Source organism: Gilliamella sp. B2923, assembly GCF_026536565.1.
Taxonomy (GTDB): Bacteria; Pseudomonadota; Gammaproteobacteria; order Enterobacterales; family Orbaceae; genus Gilliamella.
This window is the reverse complement of the sequence record NZ_JAFNNZ010000003.1, coordinates 99,389-117,043: the sequence shown is the minus strand read 5'-3', so window position 1 is coordinate 117,043 and position 17,655 is coordinate 99,389. Positions and strand designations below refer to the sequence as shown.

Here is a 17,655-nt window from a genome sequence, read left to right as displayed (position 1 = left end):
CTGTGAAGGTAGCGAGGCAAAATGAAAAAATTGAATTCTGAAAAATTACAAAAAGTGTTAGCCAATTTAGGCAATGGCTCTCGTCGTGAGATTGAAGCCATGATTAGTGCAGGTAAAATCAGTGTTGACGGTAAAATAGCCACTTTAGGTGACCGTGTTGATGTCAATACTAACCCTAAGATTCGAATCAATGGCCACTTAATTCAACTGAGAAGTAAAGAAAAAGAGGTCTGTCGGGTTTTAGCCTACTATAAGCCTGAAGGGGAAATCTGTTCCCGAAATGATCCACAAGGTCGGGCAACGGTATTTGAACATTTGCCTCGTTTAAAAAATGCACGTTGGGTTAATATTGGCAGGCTTGATATTAATACCTCTGGTTTATTACTGTTTACCACCGACGGCGAACTTGCCAACCGACTTATGCATCCAAGGCATGAGATCGAGCGTGAATATGCGGTAAGAGTTTTTGGTAATGTGACCGATCAACAGCTCAATCAATTGCGTAAAGGTGTACAACTGGAAGACGGTCCGGCGGCATTTAAATCGATTAAAGCACAAGGTGGCGACGGTTTAAATCAGTGGTTTAATGTTGTTATAACCGAAGGTCGTAATCGAGAAGTTCGTAGAATGTGGGAAGCCATTGAGGTACAAGTTAGCCGTTTGCTTCGTATTCGCTATGGTAATATTACATTACCTAAAGGACTTTCACGAGGCACTTGGATAGAACTCGGTATTGATTCGGTTAACTATTTGCGTGATCTGGTCGGTTTGCCGGCTGAAGTGAAAAGTTTTACCAAAACTAACGCTTCATCAGATAAGCGAATCGTCAGACCAAAACGAGCAAGAGTTGACCGTTTAGCTAAATCACCACGTCAAGCAACCAGCAAAAAGCCTACACGTAAATAAATCTATCTTCTATTCCCAATAAACGCTGTGTTATTGGGGATAGCACATTTTTGTGTTAAAGCATTAAGACAATTGCCTAAACAGTGAATAACGCCTTAATGCTTTTTACAAGCACTACATGCTTTACAAGCACTATATGCTTTACACGCACTACATGCACTACATGCACTACAAGCTCTAAAAGTTTTGCAAGCTCGACAAGGCTCGATGATCATATCAAGCAGAGCGCTTGTTATTGAGTATTTTAAAAACGATTAAAGCCCTAATACCATTCGCCCATTTTTGGTTGCCACATTCACTACGTTATCTAAATCAGTATAACGGCAGCCAGTCACCAATAGTTTGAGTTCTTCCCACATATTTCCGGTTGAAAAAGGAAGCATATAATCACTAACGTTATCTGTGCCAATGGCAACCGGAATGCCTGCCGCTGCCAGCTCGTCAACCGGCGTTAGTGAGTTACGAGTTGGTCCTTGCTCTTCACGGCGTGGGCTATCAATCCAGGCAAACGGGCAAGCAATTACCATCATTTTTGCTTCTTTCATTTTTTTATAGAGTTTTTGCCGATAGGCTAAGCTATGCGCAGTGATTGAGATACTGTGAATGGCAACAACTCTTCCATGCATACCGTGTTCAAGCGTTTTATCGGTCAGTTGTTCTGTTTCAATCTCATCGGATGAGTTAAATTGGTCAACATGAACATGTACCATTTTGCCCAGTGATTTACCTGTTTGCATGAGCACATCAAGATGAACAAGTCCCATACCTTCACCATGGTCACGTTCATCACGGCGAGGTAATCCACCAATAATATCGACTAAATCAGCGCCTTTATCAAACCAATAGCGAGCTTCTTTATCAATCACGCCTTTAAGTGTTTGGTTCACTAACTTTATGGTGATGTCATTTTTATAGGTTTCACGGGCTCGTAATGCGCCTTTAATTGCTCTTTCTTGAGCGATAGGATCGATGTCAACAAACGATCCCATGGCACTTACACCTTGTTCAATCATTCGTTCAACTGCCATGCTAAAATGACGGTAGTAATCATCTTCACTCATGGCGGCTTTAACTTTATCTAAGGTATCCCATTTTTCAATTAATGATTGTTTTTGATACACATCAAAGCTGTCAACGTTAATCGTAAAAGCTCGGTCAGCATGCATATGAGCATTAACCCAACCACCATTTTGCTTAATTTTGTTCATTAAAAATGCTTTTAAACTTTGATCTCGACTGGTTAATAACATTTTTTTATTATCTGTCATAATGTGCCTCTACGATGAAATGACTTAAACAAGTGTTACTGATAAGATGAAAAAAAGACAAAAAAAATCCCCCAAAAAGGAGGATATAAAAGGTGCTTAAAAGTTTATTGTTAAGGATAACTAAATTGTGATTTGTCATGGTTTGTTACGCTTTACCTATGCAATAAATTGCAAGAATTCTAACCAAATCACGGGTAATAGCAAGTGTTATAATTATAAAAATATTTAAATAAATGATATAGTTAAAGTATTATTTTTTAGATTTTTACGGTGAGGAATCAAATTTTAATCAACTCTTATCGGTAATGAAACCGATAAAAATAGTTAACTCATTATGATATCGAGTGATTTTGTGTCGCAAAAATGAGACAAAGCAAAGAAGCGTGGCAAAATAGGTTTAATTTAATAGTTCTACTTTAATTGTTCTTGAATCACTTCTTCCCAGGTCGTCAAGTACAAGTACTTTAAACGATCCACTTTGGGTTGGTATCCAGCTTAGTGATGTGTGCGGCTCAGATTGCCCAATGAAGGTATCATTAACAAACCAATAGAGTGTTTTAACATCACCGTCACTATTGGCTGTGAAACTAATTCGCTCACTTTTTTGCTTACTTTGTCTAAACTGATAAACGACATTTTTAAGCGGTGAAGTTATTTTAGGGGGTTCGCCATTTAGACTTTGCACCGTCTGGCAATGTTGGGTTGTCGGTGGCGTTTTTTTCGGTAATCCGGCTTTTGCAAAAATAGCGGCTAAATCTGAAGGCCAAAATTCAAAAACTTCAATATGCGAATTTTCCATATCATAAGGCGGGCAGACCGCTTTGCCAGTTTGATTATCAACCCTTACTGGTCTGAAAATGGTATCGGGTTTAATCGGTGATACGCCTGGAATAAACCATGTTTTACCTTTTGCTTTACACCATTGGGTCATTAAATTACCACTGGTTAAACAAATATCGACACGCTTCAAATTTGGCGGTATACGGTGCTTTTCTTTGCGTATATTAGGATAATAGGCATTGATGCTGTCAACAATATTAAAAAATAGTGGGGTTGCTGCATCAATTCCAACAAAGGCATTGTTACCTTGATTATTAAAATTGCCTAACCATACTACCATGGCATAATGACCAAAATTGCCGGCAGTCCAAGCATCACGGAATCCCCACGAGGTGCCGGTCTTCCACGCAACGGGAATCATTTTCTTTTGCATTTTGCTCAGTATATCTTGTGGGCGAGTATTTTTTTTCAGCATATCAAGCGTCATAAATGCGGCTTCTTCACTTAACTGTCGTTCTGGCTCCACTTGATTATCGTGTTTAATAAATTTTAATGGTTGCCAGTTACCCCCGTTGTCCAACATTGCATATAGACTCACTAACTCTTGAGCAGTTATCTCGCCACCACCCAACACCAAAGCTAAGCCATAATGCGCTTCATCAGCTAAATTTTGTATATGCGTATTAACTAAAAATTCATAAAAAGAGGGTTTTTTTAATTTTTGCGCAATAGCCACAGCGGGGATATTGCGGCTGTGAATTAAAGCATCAGTTGCAGAAATTGGGCCTCGAAAGTTACGGTCGAAGTTTTCCGGAGTATAGGCACCAAAATTGGTTGCGACATCTTTAAGGATTGTTTGAGGATGCAATAAACCTTGATCGATACCAAGTGCGTAGATAAATGGTTTTAGCGTTGAACCGGGTGACCGTTTGGCATTCGTTCCGTTAACTTGTCCTTCAATGGCTTGATTAAAATAGTCAGCAGACCCGATCAGCGCTTTAATTTCCATTGATTGGGTATCAACTAATATAACAGCTGCATTATTGATGCCTTTTATGCTGTTTCGTTCAATAAATGCTTCAACCTGTGTGGTGATAATTTTTTGTAATTGGCTATCTAATGTGGTGTGGACTTCCAGATCATTACTGACATGGTCTTGCATGATTTGATTAACAAAGTGAGGCGCGACAAATGGTAGTTTTTCCGGTTGGCGTAAAACCAATTTTTGATCGAAAAGTGCAGCGATATTACTATCAACCGGATATTTTTCTTGCCAACGTTGAAAAAGCATGTTTCTTGCTTTAATCAGTGCCGGGCCAGCTATGCCGGTTTTGCGATCAGTTCGATAGGTTGGTGATTGCGGTAATACAACTAATGTTAAGGCTTCCGGTAGATTGACTTCTGAAGGCGGTTTATTGAAATAAATTAATGATGCCGCCCCGATACTTTCAATATTTCGTCCAAACGGTGCATAGTTGAGATAAGCTTCTAAAATATCATGTTTGGAATACATTAATTCTAGCTGGATAGCTCTGGCAATTTGGGTGAGTTTTCCGCCTATCGTTTTGGTATTTAATCGCCAGTGCATGCGAGCCAGTTGCATGGTAATGGTTGATGCGCCTTGTCGATTCCCGCCGCTCACGAACGTTTGCCAAAATGCTCGGCTTAAGCTAAATGGATTAAAGCCGGTATGATAATAAAACCATTGGTCTTCATGCAGTAATAAGCCGTTAATAATATCTGGCGATATCTCTTCAAGTGGTGTCCAAAGCCGATACCGGTCATCGTCGGCTAAGGTCATTCTGATTAATTGATTGTTATCATCGTAAAAACGTTTAGAAAAAGAGAGAGATTCGGATAGAGGAGGATGAGGAAATAAGCGAATTGCAACGAGTGTTAGCAAGATTAATACAATTGCCATTAATTTATTTTGTTGCCGAACAATAAATCCAATCATTTTATCTTGCTGTCTAATTGTTACTCAAGGAATAGGGATCAATTACCACCGATATTATATCGGTGGTAAGGAGTATTACATTTTTTCAACAGTTTTAATGCCTAACATATCAAGTCCCGTTTTAAGGGTTTTTGCTGTTAATGAAGCCAGTTTTAAACGGCTGGTTTTTAGACTTTCATTTTCAGCAGATAAGATTGGGCAGTGTTCATAAAAACTAGAAAATAGTGTAGCAATATCGTACAAATAAGCACACAGCACATGTGGTGTGCCTTCATTAGCAACGGTTGATATCGTTTCATCGAATTGGATTAAGCGGGTAGCTAATGCACGCTCTTTATCCGTTTCAAGACTGATAGTACCGGTTAAGCTATCTTCATTAATGTTTGATTTTCTGAAGATTGATAGTACACGAGTGTAAGCATATTGTAAATAGGGTGCGGTGTTGCCTTCAAACGACAACATATTGTCCCAATCAAATACATAATCGGTTGTGCGGTTTTTTGATAGATCGGCATATTTAACCGCACCGATAGCAACAGCATCAACCACTTGCGCCAGCTCTTGTTCGGTCAACTGTGGATTTTTACTGCGAATTAAAACGGTTGCACGTTCTGTCGCTTCATCAAGCAGATCATTTAATTTAACAGTATCGCCCGAACGAGTTTTAAATGGTTTTCCGTCTTTACCTAACATCATACCAAACATATGATGTTCAAGTTTTAGTGATTCCGGGACATATTTAGCTTTGTGTACAATTGCCCAAACTTGTTCAAGGTGTTGGTGTTGACGTGAATCGGTATAATAGAGTATACGGTCAGCATGCAATGTTTCGTAACGGTATTTGACACAAGCAATATCGGTTGTCGCATACAGGTAGCCGCCATCACGTTTTTGGATGATGACACCCATTGGCTCGCCTTCTTTGTTTTTATATTCATCTAAAAAGACAACGATTGCCCCGTCACTTTCAACCGCCAGTTTTTTATGTCTTAAATCAGCCACAATACCCGGTAGCATGCTGTTATAGATGCTTTCCCCCATGGTATCTTCTAATGATAGTGTGACATTAAGACGTTTATAGGTTGCTATATTTTGTGTCATAGTGATATCAACAAGTTTTCGCCACATTTCTCGGCAATACTCATCACCACCTTGTAATTTAACCACGTAATTACGGGCTTTTTCAGCAAATGCTTGGTCTTCGTCATAGTGTTTTTTAGCGGCACGATAAAATGATTCTAAATCTGACAAATCCATATCATTGGCATGCTCATTTTGCATCTTTTCAAGGTAAGCAATAAGCATACCGAATTGCGTGCCCCAATCACCGACATGGTTGGCTCGTATAACATTATGACCTAGAAAACTTAATACTCTGACAGTGGCATCACCAATAATCGTTGAACGTAAATGTCCTACATGCATCTCTTTGGCGACATTCGGTGCTGAATAGTCAACAACTATCGTTTGTGGTTTAGCCGGTAAAGTAATATTCAATTTATCACTACTTAAAGCAATTTCATTTTGTTGCGCAATCCAGCTATTTTTTAAAAAGATATTAATAAAGCCAGGGCCGGCAATCTCAACTTTATCAGCGATATCGTTGATATCAAGATGTTGCAATACTTTTTCAGCAAGCTCTCTTGGTGGCATGCCTAACTTTTTAGCGGCAGACATAATGCCATTAGCTTGATAATCACCAAATTGTACTTTAGCAGATTGTTTGATTAGCGCGTCGCTGTTTTTATCGGCGCCTGCCATAATCATTGCTTGTGAAATGCGTTGCATTAATAATTGTTGAATATTCACACTAAACCTAATTGATTGTAATAAAATGCCCAATATAATACTGGTAAATTGATAAATTGTCACTGTGGGATTAGTTAAGGACAAGTAAATACAGCGTGTTTGTATAAGATAAAATTATTGTAAATTAGCGTGACATAGATTACTTTATGTTCAAAATAAATTGCATAAATAGAGAGAGTGATAAATGTTCCAAAAATTTGTTAAATGGGGTGTAATTGTCAATATAATTTTATTTTTTTCTGCTTTAGCCTTTGCTCAAGCCCCCGACACTGTGCCAAACCTAAAACTCCCCATAACTTCTTCACAATTTATAAAATACTATAAAAAAGATAAGGATGGTTACGCTATCTTTTTAGACAAGTATTCAAAACTCACTCAACTCTTGAATGAGCAAGAAATCAATTTTCCGATTAAAAATGAGTCTTTTGGATATGATCGATTTACACAAGATATCCGTTATTACGTAGTAGGTGGCTTTGTTCAGGATAATTATCTCTATAAAGTGATAATTTACAATGGTTATGGTGAAGCTGATACCCAGATGTTAAATATTCAACTAAATAGTTACGATGAACAAGGTAAATTGATTGATGCTTTGCTTTTAGATAGTCAATATCGCTATGAAGATGTTAGTAGTTTTAATCAATTTTCTGTCAATGAAGATTTAACAATAAACCTAAAACAGTTTGTGACTTACTATTATGATGAGGACTATGAATATATAGATCCTAAGCCGGAATTTTATAAAGAACAGATATATCAGATTAATCAAGGGCAATTTAAGTTAGTCTCTTCCAAAATGGCAGAGAAATTTGAATGGCAACAGTGAAGGGTAACTATTTACAATTAAACCTTGAGCCTCTAAACTAATATCGTTCTCAACGGGGTGCCGAGTTGGGCTGAGAATGTTAACTTGCTAACATAACCCGTCGAACCTGAACTGGATCATGCCAGCGGAGGGATTTGAGTTATAATATCTGCTCAAACCTTTTGTCTTTTACTTACTATTTTGGAGGCAAAATGTTTCGTCACAATCTGTTATTGTCTATTGTTTTTCCTTTATTGTGCTTTGCCGGCGCTGTCTTTGCTGAGCAGCCAACTTTAACCGTCTATAGTTATAACTCTTTTATGTCACAGTGGGGTCCCGGTGAAGCTATCAAAAAAGGTTTTGAGGCGCAGTGTGACTGTCAACTTGATGTGATAACATTGGGAGACGGTGTATCGATTTTAAATCGTATTCGGCTTGAAGGTGATAAAACCAATGCTGATGTGATTTTGGGGTTAGATAACAATCTGATAGAACAAGCTAAACTTGCCGATATCATTATACCTCATCAAATTGAGAAACCGGATAACTTAAATACCGATTGGTGGAATGAAGATTTTATGCCTTATGATTATGGTTATTTTGCCTTTATTTATAATAAAGAGAAAATTAAAAATCCACCTCAATCTTTACATCAATTAGTTGATAACAAGCCAAATTGGAAAATTATTTATCAAGATCCCAGAACCAGTACACCCGGTTTAGGATTGCTTTTTTGGATGAAGAAAGTTTATGGTGACGATGCCGCTACAGCGTGGCAAAAAATAGCGAAAAATACCGTTACAGTAACCAAAGGTTGGAGCGAGTCTTACAATATGTTTTTGAAAGGCGAAGCTGATTTTGTGTTGAGTTATAACACTTCACCGGTTGCGCATATTTTAAATGATAACGATTATCGCTATGTAGCGGCCATTTTTGATGAAGGACATTATCGTCAAGTTGAGGTAGCCGGTATTATCAAATATAGCCAAGAAGTTCCATTGGCTCGCCAATTTTTAAAATATCTATTAACACCACAAGTGCAACGTTTATTTGCTGAAAAAAATGTGATGTATCCAATTATCAAAACTGATTTACCACCGGCTTTTGAGCAAATTAAACCGATAGACAAGCCGCTGGAATTTGATGCAGAACAAGTTAGCAAGCATCAAAAAGCGTGGATTCGTGAATGGCAATCAGCGGTGATCAAATAAAACGGTTAATTTGATGTTTAAATTAAAACCGCTAATGGCAGGTATTGGCGCCGCTAGTTTTATTTTTATGGTATTAGCAACGGCGCTTTTTGCACTAGTTCGCTTTGCCATAGAGTCTGATAATTTAACTGTCTATTTTGATAGTTATTTATTACATATTCTAGCAATAACGTTTTATCAATCACTGTTATCGACTGTTTTATCTATCGGCTTTGCATTATTAATGGCGAAAGCTTTATCAATGGTTGATTTTAAAGGCAAAGCACTGCTATTAAAGCTGATGCCGATCACCTTTATTTTACCAACACTAGTGGTTGTTACCGGACTATTGTCGGTATATGGCAAGCAGGGTCTAATATCGGTTTTTTTTCAGTCTCTTAATTTACCTTATTCGCTGTCGATTTATGGGTTACAGGGTATTTTATTGGCGCATGTTTTTTTGAATTTTCCCTATGCCTGCTGTTTATTTTATCGAACGTTAATAAGTGTGCCGGTCGAACATAAACAGTTAGCAGCGCAGCTTAATTTTTCTCATTTTGCCTTTGTTAAACTGATTGAATGGCCTTTGTTGCGCCGGCAAATCTTACCTATGGCAGCATTAATTTTTATGCTTTGTTTTTCCAGTTTTGCCGTTGTGCTTGCGCTGGGTGGGGGACCAAAGTTTACCACAATTGAAGTGGCAATCTATCAATCTATCCGTGATTTTGACATTATGCAAGCGGTTGTGCTTTCAGCGTTGCAGATTGTGTGCTGTGTAACTTTTATTTTGTTGATGCAAAAATTGAATCAACAAAAGAAACTTAGCATAAAATTTGTTAAAGCCAATTATCAACTCGCCATACCGGGTTATTTAGGTTTTTTATGTAGAATCATCATTTGGATAGGTGTGCTATTTATTTTTCTTCCGATGCTGACGGTACTGGTTGAAGGGATTTATTATTTTCGCTTATCTGCGATTAATCAATCTTTTCTATCAGCGTTAATGTTTTCCATTTTGATTGCTTTAGGCTCAGCGATGATTGCTATGTTGTTAGGCGTGTCGCTACTTTGGACGAATAGCCGTTTACTTGTTTTCCAGCAGACAAAATTGAGTAATTATTTAATGATGATCGGCTCGTTAATTTTGGTTATTCCCAGTATGGTTTTAGCATCGGGGCTTTTTTTACTGCTATTTCGTTACGCCGATAATACGCTGTTTATTTGTCTTTTGGTTATGCTTTGTAATGGGCTTATGGCATTACCTTTTGTGCTTAAAAATCTTGCCGCACCCATGTATGATGTTACTTTGCGTTACTGGCAGCTTAGCCAATCGCTCAATATTACCGGTTTAAAGCATTTTTATTTAATCGAATTTAAAGCATTAAAAAAATTGATTATGATGAGTTTTGCATTTTCGATGATTTTATCGTTGGGCGATTTTGGTGTGATTGCGTTGTTTGGTGGGCAATCGGTGATCACATTACCTTATTATTTATACGAGCAAATATCACATTATTATTATCATGATAGTATGGTTACTGCTGCTTTTTTATTAATCTTATCTTTAAGTATATTGGTTGTGATAGATGATGATCGAACTTAACCAAATCAGTTATCAGCACGATGATTTCAAAACCTATTTTGACTTCAACATCGCCGCTAAAGAGCGGGTGATTGTCGTTGGTCCTAGTGGCGCAGGTAAAAGTACGCTGTTAAATCTTATTGCCGGCTTTGTTTATCCTCAATGTGGAAATATCTTTCTTAATCAGCAAAATGTTACCCATTTGCCACCGAGCGAACGTCCGACATCTATGCTATTTCAGCATAATAATTTATTTAGCCATTTAACCATTGAACAAAATATTGCATTAGGCATCAAACCCTCTTTAAAATTGAGTGCTAATGAGCAGTCGTTGATAGGTCATATACTCGAGCAAATTGGGCTTAAAGGGTTTGCCGGGCGTTTTCCTGAACAGCTTTCCGGTGGTCAGTCACAACGTGTGGCGCTTGCCCGATGTTTGATTCAACATCGTCCTATTTTACTATTAGATGAGCCTTTTTCGGCGTTAGATCAAGCGCTGCGATTTGAGATGTTAGCGCTGATAGATCAGATCTGTAATCAATATGGTCTGACTTTGATGATGGTGTCACATTATCTGGATGAATCTCTAAGCTATTTTTCACGCTGTTTGGTTGTTGATAATGGGCAAATTATCTTTAATGATCATCCCGAAAAGTTGAAACTTTCTGAAAATCAGCATATAGCTAAAATATTAGGCTTAAAGATTGGCTAAATTGGTGGCATTGGCCAATAGTGCTAATAGCAAATTTTAAATAGATGAATATTGCCAGTTTGACTGAGATTTTTAATTAAAGGAACAAATGGTTTAGTGGTTGTTATCAAAATCCTACTGCATCGACTCGTTAACTAGAAAGTTTGGCTTTTTTCAGTCAATTCCATTATTGATCCCCGCCTGTTAACTTATTTTTTTAGCAAAGACTGCTGCATAAATTGCGCTTATTGCGCCTTTAAGGTTTTATTAATTTAGGCTAGATAAAGTGTTATCACCTATTATTTAATATTGTTAGATATTCATGCAAAAGTTAAAAGACAACCAAAAATTTAGCTGGTCTGCACTTATTTTTGTTATTCTATTTTTTTGTTACTTTTCCTGTGCGTTACAACTCTATATTGTGTTATCGGGTCATTCGAATTTAATTGGGTTACGTGATGCGATAATTTATAGTTTAATTTGGCTGATACCAGTTCTGCTGTTTCCAAATCATACCCGGAAAATTGCCGCCGTTTATGGACTGGTTATTGGCGCTTTGTCGCTTATCTCCATTGGTTACTTTGTGATTTATCGTCAAGAGTTTTCACAAAGTGTCTTTTTCGTTATGGCTGAATCAAACTACAATGAATCTCATGAATTTATTCAACAATATTTTAGCTTTAAGTTATTAGCAGTATTAGTGATTTATATTTTAATCGGTATTTATCTTTGGCGAAAAGTAAAACCGATTTATGTTAAAAATTCGACCAAGTGGATCTGCTCGCTGTTAATTATCACTTATGCTTTAATGCCGTTATTTATTAGTATGGCAGTTAAAAAGACTTCATTTGAAAAAGCAACAGCGCACTTAATGTCTCGCATGGAAACAACCGTGCCATGGCAACTTTTAAATAGCTATTTAGCCTATCGTTCGCAATTAACTAATATGGAAAATATTTTGAATCATTTGCAAACGCTGCCTGCTTTTGAAAATTTAAAAGATGCTAATGGTGATACACCAAGAACATTGGTGCTGGTCATTGGTGAGTCAACGTCTCGTCAACGTATGGGCATTTACGGTTATGACAGGCCGACAACACCACAAATAGAGCAATTTAAAAAAGAGAATCCGGAATTTTTGGTTTTCAATGACGTGGTATCATCAAGACCTTATACCATTGAGATATTGCAACAAGCTTTAACCTTTGCTGATGAACAGCATCCGGATCTCTATTTGAAAAAACCGTCGTTAATACATTTAATGAAACAGGCTGGTTATAAAACTTTTTGGATAACTAACCAGCAAACTATGACCAAACGCAATACAATGCTAACTATGTTTTCTAAGCAGGCCGATGAACAGTTTTACATGAATAACGATCGTAATCAAAGTTCAAGACAATATGACTCATCCGTTTTCGAACCCTTTAGAGAAGTGTTAAACGATCCGGCGCAGAAGAAATTTATTGTTATACACTTGCTTGGTACCCATATGAAATATTCCTTGCGTTATCCTAAAGATGAACAGTGGAATTACTTTAAAGATAAAGACAAAATAGCATTTAAGATTGATGATGAAAAGTTAGACTATTATAACAGTTATGATAATGCGATCAGATATAACGATTATGTCACAACCACACTTTTTAACTTGTTTAAAAATAGCCAAGAAAACGGTTTTATGTTGTATTTTTCTGATCATGGGGAAGATGTTTACCAATCACCGCCACATGATGTGTTAGGGCGCAATGAAAAAGCACCAACCCAAACAATGTATACGATACCATTTATGCTTTGGCAATCGCCTAAGTGGCGAGCAAGTCATCCTAATAATTATCAATCCTATGTAGAGCGTAAATTTAGTACTCAAGATTTGATTCACACATGGTCTGATTTAGCCGGTTTGAGTTATGATTCTTACCAGCCGGAAAAAAGTATAGTGAACCCTAATTTTCATCAATCGATCCGCTGGATAGGCGATCCGTATGATAAAAATGGACTCATTGATTTCGATAAGTTGCTTAAGTAATTTTTTAGCGGTTTGCACAAGTTTTTAAGGTATGATATTGTATATTTATACAGTTATATTACCGATCTAGTTAAAAAGCCATTATGCGAAAAATTATTCATGTCGACATGGATTGTTTTTATGCCGCCGTTGAAATGCGAGATAATCCCCGTTACCGTAATATGCCAATTGCGGTAGGGGGTGATCCGCGTAAACGTGGCGTAGTTGCCACCGCAAATTATCAGGCTCGGCAATTTGGTATTCATAGTGCCATGTCAATGGCACAAGCGGTTAAGTTATGCCCTAATCTTAAAGTGATACCGGGCAGGCACGCTGTTTATAAAGAGGTATCAAATCAAATTCATCAAATTTTCCAGCGTTATACCAAAGCTATTGAAACACTATCGCTCGATGAGGCCTATTTAGATGTTACCGATTGTAAGTTATGCCAAGGGTCGGCGACCTTAATTGCGCAAGATATTCGTCAAACGATTTACAATGAGCTTGAACTTACCGCATCAGCGGGAGTGGCTCCGCTGAAATTCTTAGCCAAAATTGCTTCCGACATGAATAAACCTAACGGGCAATATGTGATTACACCCGATGCGGTAAATAGTTTTATTCAGCAATTACCGTTGAAAAAAATTCCTGGTGTCGGCAAAGTGACCGAAAAGAAATTGACTGAGCTAGGACTTTATACCTGTAAAGATGTGCTCAATTATGATTTAAACAAACTACTTAACCAATTTGGTAAATTTGGTCGAATCTTATATGAACGCTGTCAAGGTGTTGATGAACGAGAAGTGTGTAATGATCGGCAACGAAAATCAGTTGGGGTTGAGCGTACGTTGGTTAATGATATTCATAGTTGGGAAGAGTGCCTTATGCAGTTTGATCCTTTGTTTGATGAACTTGAAAAAAGATTAAGCAAAGTACGTTCTGATTTATCAATAGCCAGACAAGGGGTAAAATTCAAGTTTGATGATTTTCAGCTGACTACTCAAGAGCATGTGTGGTCGAAACTCGATAAACAGGATTTGATTGAACAGGCTTATAAAGTTTGGCATGAGCGCAGACAAGATCGGGGTGTGCGCCTTATCGGTTTTCATGTCACGCTTATCGATCCACAACTGGATAAACAATTGATTTTTAATTTTTGATTTTTGCTTAAGCAAAATTACCAAATCCAAATAGAAGCCCAATTAATGGTTAACAATAAAAGTAGGGGAGTGTTTAATCAAACTGCTCCCCTTTATTTTAAATTGAGCGTTAGCCTAAAAGCTTACTTTAAGCATTGACCATTAGTGCTAATGACGTGTTTATACCATTCAAATGAATCTTTTTTATAACGTTTCATGCTACCGTTTCCTTCGTTATCACGGTCAACATAGATGACGCCATACCGTTTTTTCATTTCACCAGTGGTAAACGACACAACATCGATAATCCCCCATGCGGTATAACCCATAATATCAACGCCATCATAATCAATCGCTTTTAACATCGCCTTAATATGTGCGCCTAAGTATTCAATTCTTGGTTTATCATGAATTTGGTTACCATTCTCTAATTCATCAATGGCACCAAAACCATTTTCGACAATAAATAACGGTAGCTGATAGCGATCATATAAGCGATTTAAGGTATAACGTAATCCCTCAGGGTCAATCGGCCAACCCCAATCACTACTTTTAATATAAGGATTTTCAACCGCATTTGGTAATGCGCCATTGACGATGTTATCGCGATTGTCGTTTTTCACATCCGCTTTAACTACTGTCGACATATAGTAACTAAAACCAATGTAATCGACGGTACCTTGTTTTAACAGTGCCAAATCGTCGGCTGTGATATCAAGTTTATACCCCTCACGTTCAAACTCTTTAAGCGCATAAGCCGGATAATAACCACGTACATGCACATCAGGGAAGAAGAAGCGTTGATGCATAGCGATTTCCGATGCCATCATATCCTCAGGATTACAAGAATATGGGTAAATAGGCACATGAGAAATCATACAACCAATTTGGAAATCCGGATTAATTTTTTTACCGGCGATTACCGCTTTCGCACTAGCTAATAGCTCATAGTGTGCGACTTGATAAAGGACTTCTTGTGGATTTTCCCCCGGTTTGACTTGTACCCCGGAATTAGTCCAAAAGAAGATCGGATTACTGGTATCCATTTGGTTATTGATCTCATTGAATGTCATCCAGTATTTAACTTTATTTTTGTATCGTTCAAAACAAGCAATCGCAAATCGTTCAAAAAATTCTACCGTTTTACGATTACGGAAACCACCATAATGGCGGGCAATGTGTAATGGCATCTCAAAATGAGAAAGTGTTATAACCGGTTCAATTCCGTTAGCAATGAGTTCATCAAACACATTATCGTAAAAACGAAGGCCTTCTTCATTCGGCGTTAACTCATCTCCTTTAGGGAAAATACGTGTCCAAGCAATTGAAGTACGTAAACATTTTAAGCCTAATTCGGCAAACAACTTAATATCATCTTTATAATTATGATAAAAATCGATAGCAGTATGATTTGGATAAAATTTGTCTGCTTGAATATCTTGGGTAATTTGTCTAGGCACACCATGAGCACCAGCGGTCATAACATCAACAACGCTAGGACCTTTCCCGCCTTCGTTCCAGCCACCTTCGAATTGATGAGCGGCTAATGCACCGCCCCATAAAAATGGTTTTTGCTTCATATTTGTTGTTCCTTCTTATTGCTTAATTATAAATACGATATCTTCAGGGGTAACCGGTTTATTTTCCGTTAATGTGATCTGTTGATATTGATCGGTATTGACGATAATAATCGGTGTAATCAGTGGATAGCCTGCTTGTTTAATTTTGTCAGGATCGAAGCTGATAAGTAAATCCCCTTTATTGACTCTTTGGTTTAATGCTACATGGTAGCTAAATTCATTATTGGTTAAATTAACCGTATCAATTCCAACATGAATCAGCAATTCTACACCATTATCCAGTGTTAACCCGATAGCATGTTTAGAGCTTTCAAATACAGCGGTGACAATACCATTATCTGGTGCGTAAACATTGTTGTCAGTTGGCTCAATAGCAATACCTTCACCCATTAATTTTTGAGCAAAAGCTGGATCGGGTACTTCAGAGAGTGGTAAAGCACTGCCAGTCATAGGGCTTTGAATTTCAACTTCATCTAATATTACTTTAGGATTATCATTTTCAATGTTATTGGCACTACCTTTTTCGGTTTCATTGGTGCCTAAAAATTGCATTAATAATACAGGACCAAATAAGGCGATAGCTGATCCCAATAGGACGCCAGTGAAGGATCCGGTATGTTCCGGATTAATCGCATTCACAATTGTTAACGGTCCCGGTAAAGCGGCGTAAGTATAGTAATATGGTGAGAAGAATCCAGCAACAATTCCACCTAACGCACCACATAAACAACCGTAAATAAATGGTCGTTTAAAGCGTAAGTTTACCCCATAAATCGCCGGTTCTGTTATGCCAAATAAACCGGTAACAAATGCTGAAAGTGACACGCCCTTCATATCTTTGCTTCTGGTTTTTAGATAAAAACCTAATGCCGCGCCCACTTGACCAATAACGGCAATAGTTTGGAACGCTTGGAATGAGTCTTGACCATATTGATTAATGTTTTCGATGATAACTGGCGTAATCCCCCAATGCACACCAAAAATAACAAATACTTGCCATACAGCACCAATAAGACCACCGGCAATCGAAGGCGCTAAATTAACCACCCAGTTATAACCGCTGGCAATATAGTGCGCTGCACCGGCAGTAATTGGACCAATTGCTAGTAGTGTAAGAGGTACCATAACAACTAAACAGATTAGTGGCATTAATAGTGGTTTAATGATGCTATGTAAGCGAGGCTCTAAAGCTCTTTCTAAATAAGACAATAACCAAACTAAAAAAAGTGGAGGTAGGACAGTAGAAGTATAAGTAGTTTCAGATAATGCAATACCGAATAAATCAATTTCTTGTCCGGATTTGATTAGTGTGGCTAATTCAGCCCATGTTGGTGATAGCAGCGCCGCACAACAAGCAACGGCAATATAAATATTACAGCGGAAATGTTGAGAAGCGGTTATGGCAATAAAGATTGGTAAAAAGGCAAAAGGAGCCCATGATATAAAGTTTAAAACTTGACAAGTACCGGTTGTCTCAAACGCCGGGTATGCTAATTTAATTAAAATCAGGATCCCTTGCAATATACCGGCAGCGGCCAAAACATACACAAATGGTGCAAATACCGCTGACATGGTAGCAATGATGCGATTAAGTACGCTGGCTTGGCTTTCATTGGCGACTTTATTATCGGTGTTGATAAGTTGAATAAAGGCGTTATAAACTTTTTCTACATTTGTTCCAATAACAATTTGTATTTGTCCTCCTTTTTCAACTACGGTGATCACACCGGGCATATTGGCAATATTGTCTTTTGCCTCAGGCGGTGTTTTCTCAGTTACTATACGCAAACGAGTAGTGCAACGAGCAACGGTGACAATATTATTTTCACCACCCAGCTCGTGTAAAATATCGACCGCAAGTTTATTATAATCTCTTATTTTTGATGACATCGATTAAGCTCCTTAGACTAATTAATGAGCTTATCTTAAACCTAATT

The 17,655-nt window shown here is 37.7% G+C and carries 12 protein-coding genes and 1 riboswitch; of the genes, 7 read left to right on the top strand and 5 right to left on the bottom strand.

What is annotated here, in order from left to right; all coding sequences use genetic code 11:
* The first annotated feature begins 21 nt into the window (after positions 1 to 21).
* Positions 22 to 906, top strand: coding sequence for a 23S rRNA pseudouridine(2605) synthase RluB (gene rluB, locus J3U42_RS05125; protein ID WP_220219333.1), 885 nt, complete (start codon positions 22 to 24; stop codon positions 904 to 906).
* Positions 907 to 1,160: 254 nt separating this feature from the next.
* Here the strand turns inward: rluB and J3U42_RS05120 are convergent, their stop codons facing one another.
* From J3U42_RS05120 to argS, 3 genes are all read right to left on the bottom strand, one after another.
* A complete protein-coding gene (locus J3U42_RS05120; protein WP_220219334.1) occupies positions 1,161 to 2,174 on the bottom strand; it encodes an amidohydrolase family protein in 1,014 nt (337 codons plus the stop codon).
* Positions 2,175 to 2,571: 397 nt separating this feature from the next.
* On the bottom strand, positions 2,572 to 4,911 hold the full coding sequence (gene pbpC, locus J3U42_RS05115) for a penicillin-binding protein 1C (protein ID WP_220219335.1): 2,340 nt from the start codon (positions 4,909 to 4,911) through the stop codon (positions 2,572 to 2,574).
* Positions 4,912 to 4,986: 75 nt separating this feature from the next.
* Positions 4,987 to 6,720 (bottom strand): arginine--tRNA ligase, encoded by a 1,734-nt coding sequence (gene argS / locus J3U42_RS05110; protein WP_220219336.1) that lies wholly within the window; start codon positions 6,718 to 6,720, stop codon positions 4,987 to 4,989.
* Positions 6,721 to 6,904: 184 nt separating this feature from the next.
* On the opposite strand from argS, the gene J3U42_RS05105 reads away from it, so the two are divergent.
* The 6 genes from J3U42_RS05105 to dinB all read left to right on the top strand — a co-directional run bounded on the left by J3U42_RS05105 (position 6,905) and on the right by dinB (position 14,159).
* On the top strand, positions 6,905 to 7,549 hold the full coding sequence (locus J3U42_RS05105) for a hypothetical protein (protein ID WP_267335851.1): 645 nt from the start codon (positions 6,905 to 6,907) through the stop codon (positions 7,547 to 7,549).
* A gap of 43 nt (positions 7,550 to 7,592) precedes the next feature.
* Positions 7,593 to 7,700: riboswitch (TPP riboswitch) on the top strand.
* A 40-nt stretch (positions 7,701 to 7,740) separates the two neighbouring features.
* The gene (gene thiB / locus J3U42_RS05100; RefSeq protein ID WP_267335850.1) at positions 7,741 to 8,739 is read left to right on the top strand and encodes a thiamine ABC transporter substrate binding subunit; all 999 of its coding nucleotides are present in this window, start codon (positions 7,741 to 7,743) and stop codon (positions 8,737 to 8,739) included.
* 13 nt (positions 8,740 to 8,752) lie between these two features.
* On the top strand, positions 8,753 to 10,321 hold the full coding sequence (gene thiP / locus J3U42_RS05095; protein ID WP_267335848.1) for a thiamine/thiamine pyrophosphate ABC transporter permease: 1,569 nt from the start codon (positions 8,753 to 8,755) through the stop codon (positions 10,319 to 10,321).
* Entirely contained in the window at positions 10,308 to 11,012 is a 705-nt protein-coding gene (gene thiQ, locus J3U42_RS05090) for a thiamine ABC transporter ATP-binding protein ThiQ (protein ID WP_416380443.1), read from the top strand. Before thiP ends, thiQ begins: the two co-directional genes overlap by 14 nt.
* A gap of 301 nt (positions 11,013 to 11,313) precedes the next feature.
* Positions 11,314 to 13,020 carry a phosphoethanolamine transferase CptA gene (cptA, locus tag J3U42_RS05085; RefSeq protein ID WP_267335844.1) on the top strand — a complete coding sequence of 569 codons (1,707 nt, stop codon included), beginning with the start codon at positions 11,314 to 11,316 and terminating at the stop codon, positions 13,018 to 13,020.
* Positions 13,021 to 13,103: 83 nt separating this feature from the next.
* Positions 13,104 to 14,159 carry a DNA polymerase IV gene (dinB, locus tag J3U42_RS05080; protein ID WP_267335842.1) on the top strand — a complete coding sequence of 352 codons (1,056 nt, stop codon included), beginning with the start codon at positions 13,104 to 13,106 and terminating at the stop codon, positions 14,157 to 14,159.
* Positions 14,160 to 14,281: 122 nt separating this feature from the next.
* Here dinB and J3U42_RS05075 read toward each other — a convergent pair whose 3' ends face one another.
* Both J3U42_RS05075 and J3U42_RS05070 read right to left on the bottom strand, forming a co-directional pair.
* Positions 14,282 to 15,718 (bottom strand): 6-phospho-beta-glucosidase, encoded by a 1,437-nt coding sequence (locus J3U42_RS05075; protein ID WP_220219343.1) that lies wholly within the window; start codon positions 15,716 to 15,718, stop codon positions 14,282 to 14,284.
* A gap of 15 nt (positions 15,719 to 15,733) precedes the next feature.
* Positions 15,734 to 17,608 carry a glucose PTS transporter subunit IIA gene (locus J3U42_RS05070; RefSeq protein ID WP_267335840.1) on the bottom strand — a complete coding sequence of 625 codons (1,875 nt, stop codon included), beginning with the start codon at positions 17,606 to 17,608 and terminating at the stop codon, positions 15,734 to 15,736.
* Positions 17,609 to 17,655: the final 47 nt, after the last annotated feature.

Excerpts from the sequence above, each read along its gene's own strand:
- J3U42_RS05120 (WP_220219334.1), bottom strand. The coding sequence starts at position 2,174 with ATGACAGATAATAAAAAAATGTTATTAACCAGTCGAGATCAAAGTTTA.
- J3U42_RS05105 (WP_267335851.1), top strand. The coding sequence starts at position 6,905 with ATGTTCCAAAAATTTGTTAAATGGGGTGTAATTGTCAATATAATTTTA.
- rluB (WP_220219333.1), top strand. The coding sequence starts at position 22 with ATGAAAAAATTGAATTCTGAAAAATTACAAAAAGTGTTAGCCAATTTA.
- thiP (WP_267335848.1), top strand. The coding sequence starts at position 8,753 with ATGTTTAAATTAAAACCGCTAATGGCAGGTATTGGCGCCGCTAGTTTT.
- thiB (WP_267335850.1), top strand. The coding sequence starts at position 7,741 with ATGTTTCGTCACAATCTGTTATTGTCTATTGTTTTTCCTTTATTGTGC.
- cptA (WP_267335844.1), top strand. The coding sequence starts at position 11,314 with ATGCAAAAGTTAAAAGACAACCAAAAATTTAGCTGGTCTGCACTTATT.
- J3U42_RS05075 (WP_220219343.1), bottom strand. The coding sequence starts at position 15,718 with ATGAAGCAAAAACCATTTTTATGGGGCGGTGCATTAGCCGCTCATCAA.
- J3U42_RS05070 (WP_267335840.1), bottom strand. The coding sequence starts at position 17,608 with ATGTCATCAAAAATAAGAGATTATAATAAACTTGCGGTCGATATTTTA.
- dinB (WP_267335842.1), top strand. The coding sequence starts at position 13,104 with ATGCGAAAAATTATTCATGTCGACATGGATTGTTTTTATGCCGCCGTT.
- thiQ (WP_416380443.1), top strand. The coding sequence starts at position 10,308 with ATGATCGAACTTAACCAAATCAGTTATCAGCACGATGATTTCAAAACC.
- pbpC (WP_220219335.1), bottom strand. The coding sequence starts at position 4,911 with ATGATTGGATTTATTGTTCGGCAACAAAATAAATTAATGGCAATTGTA.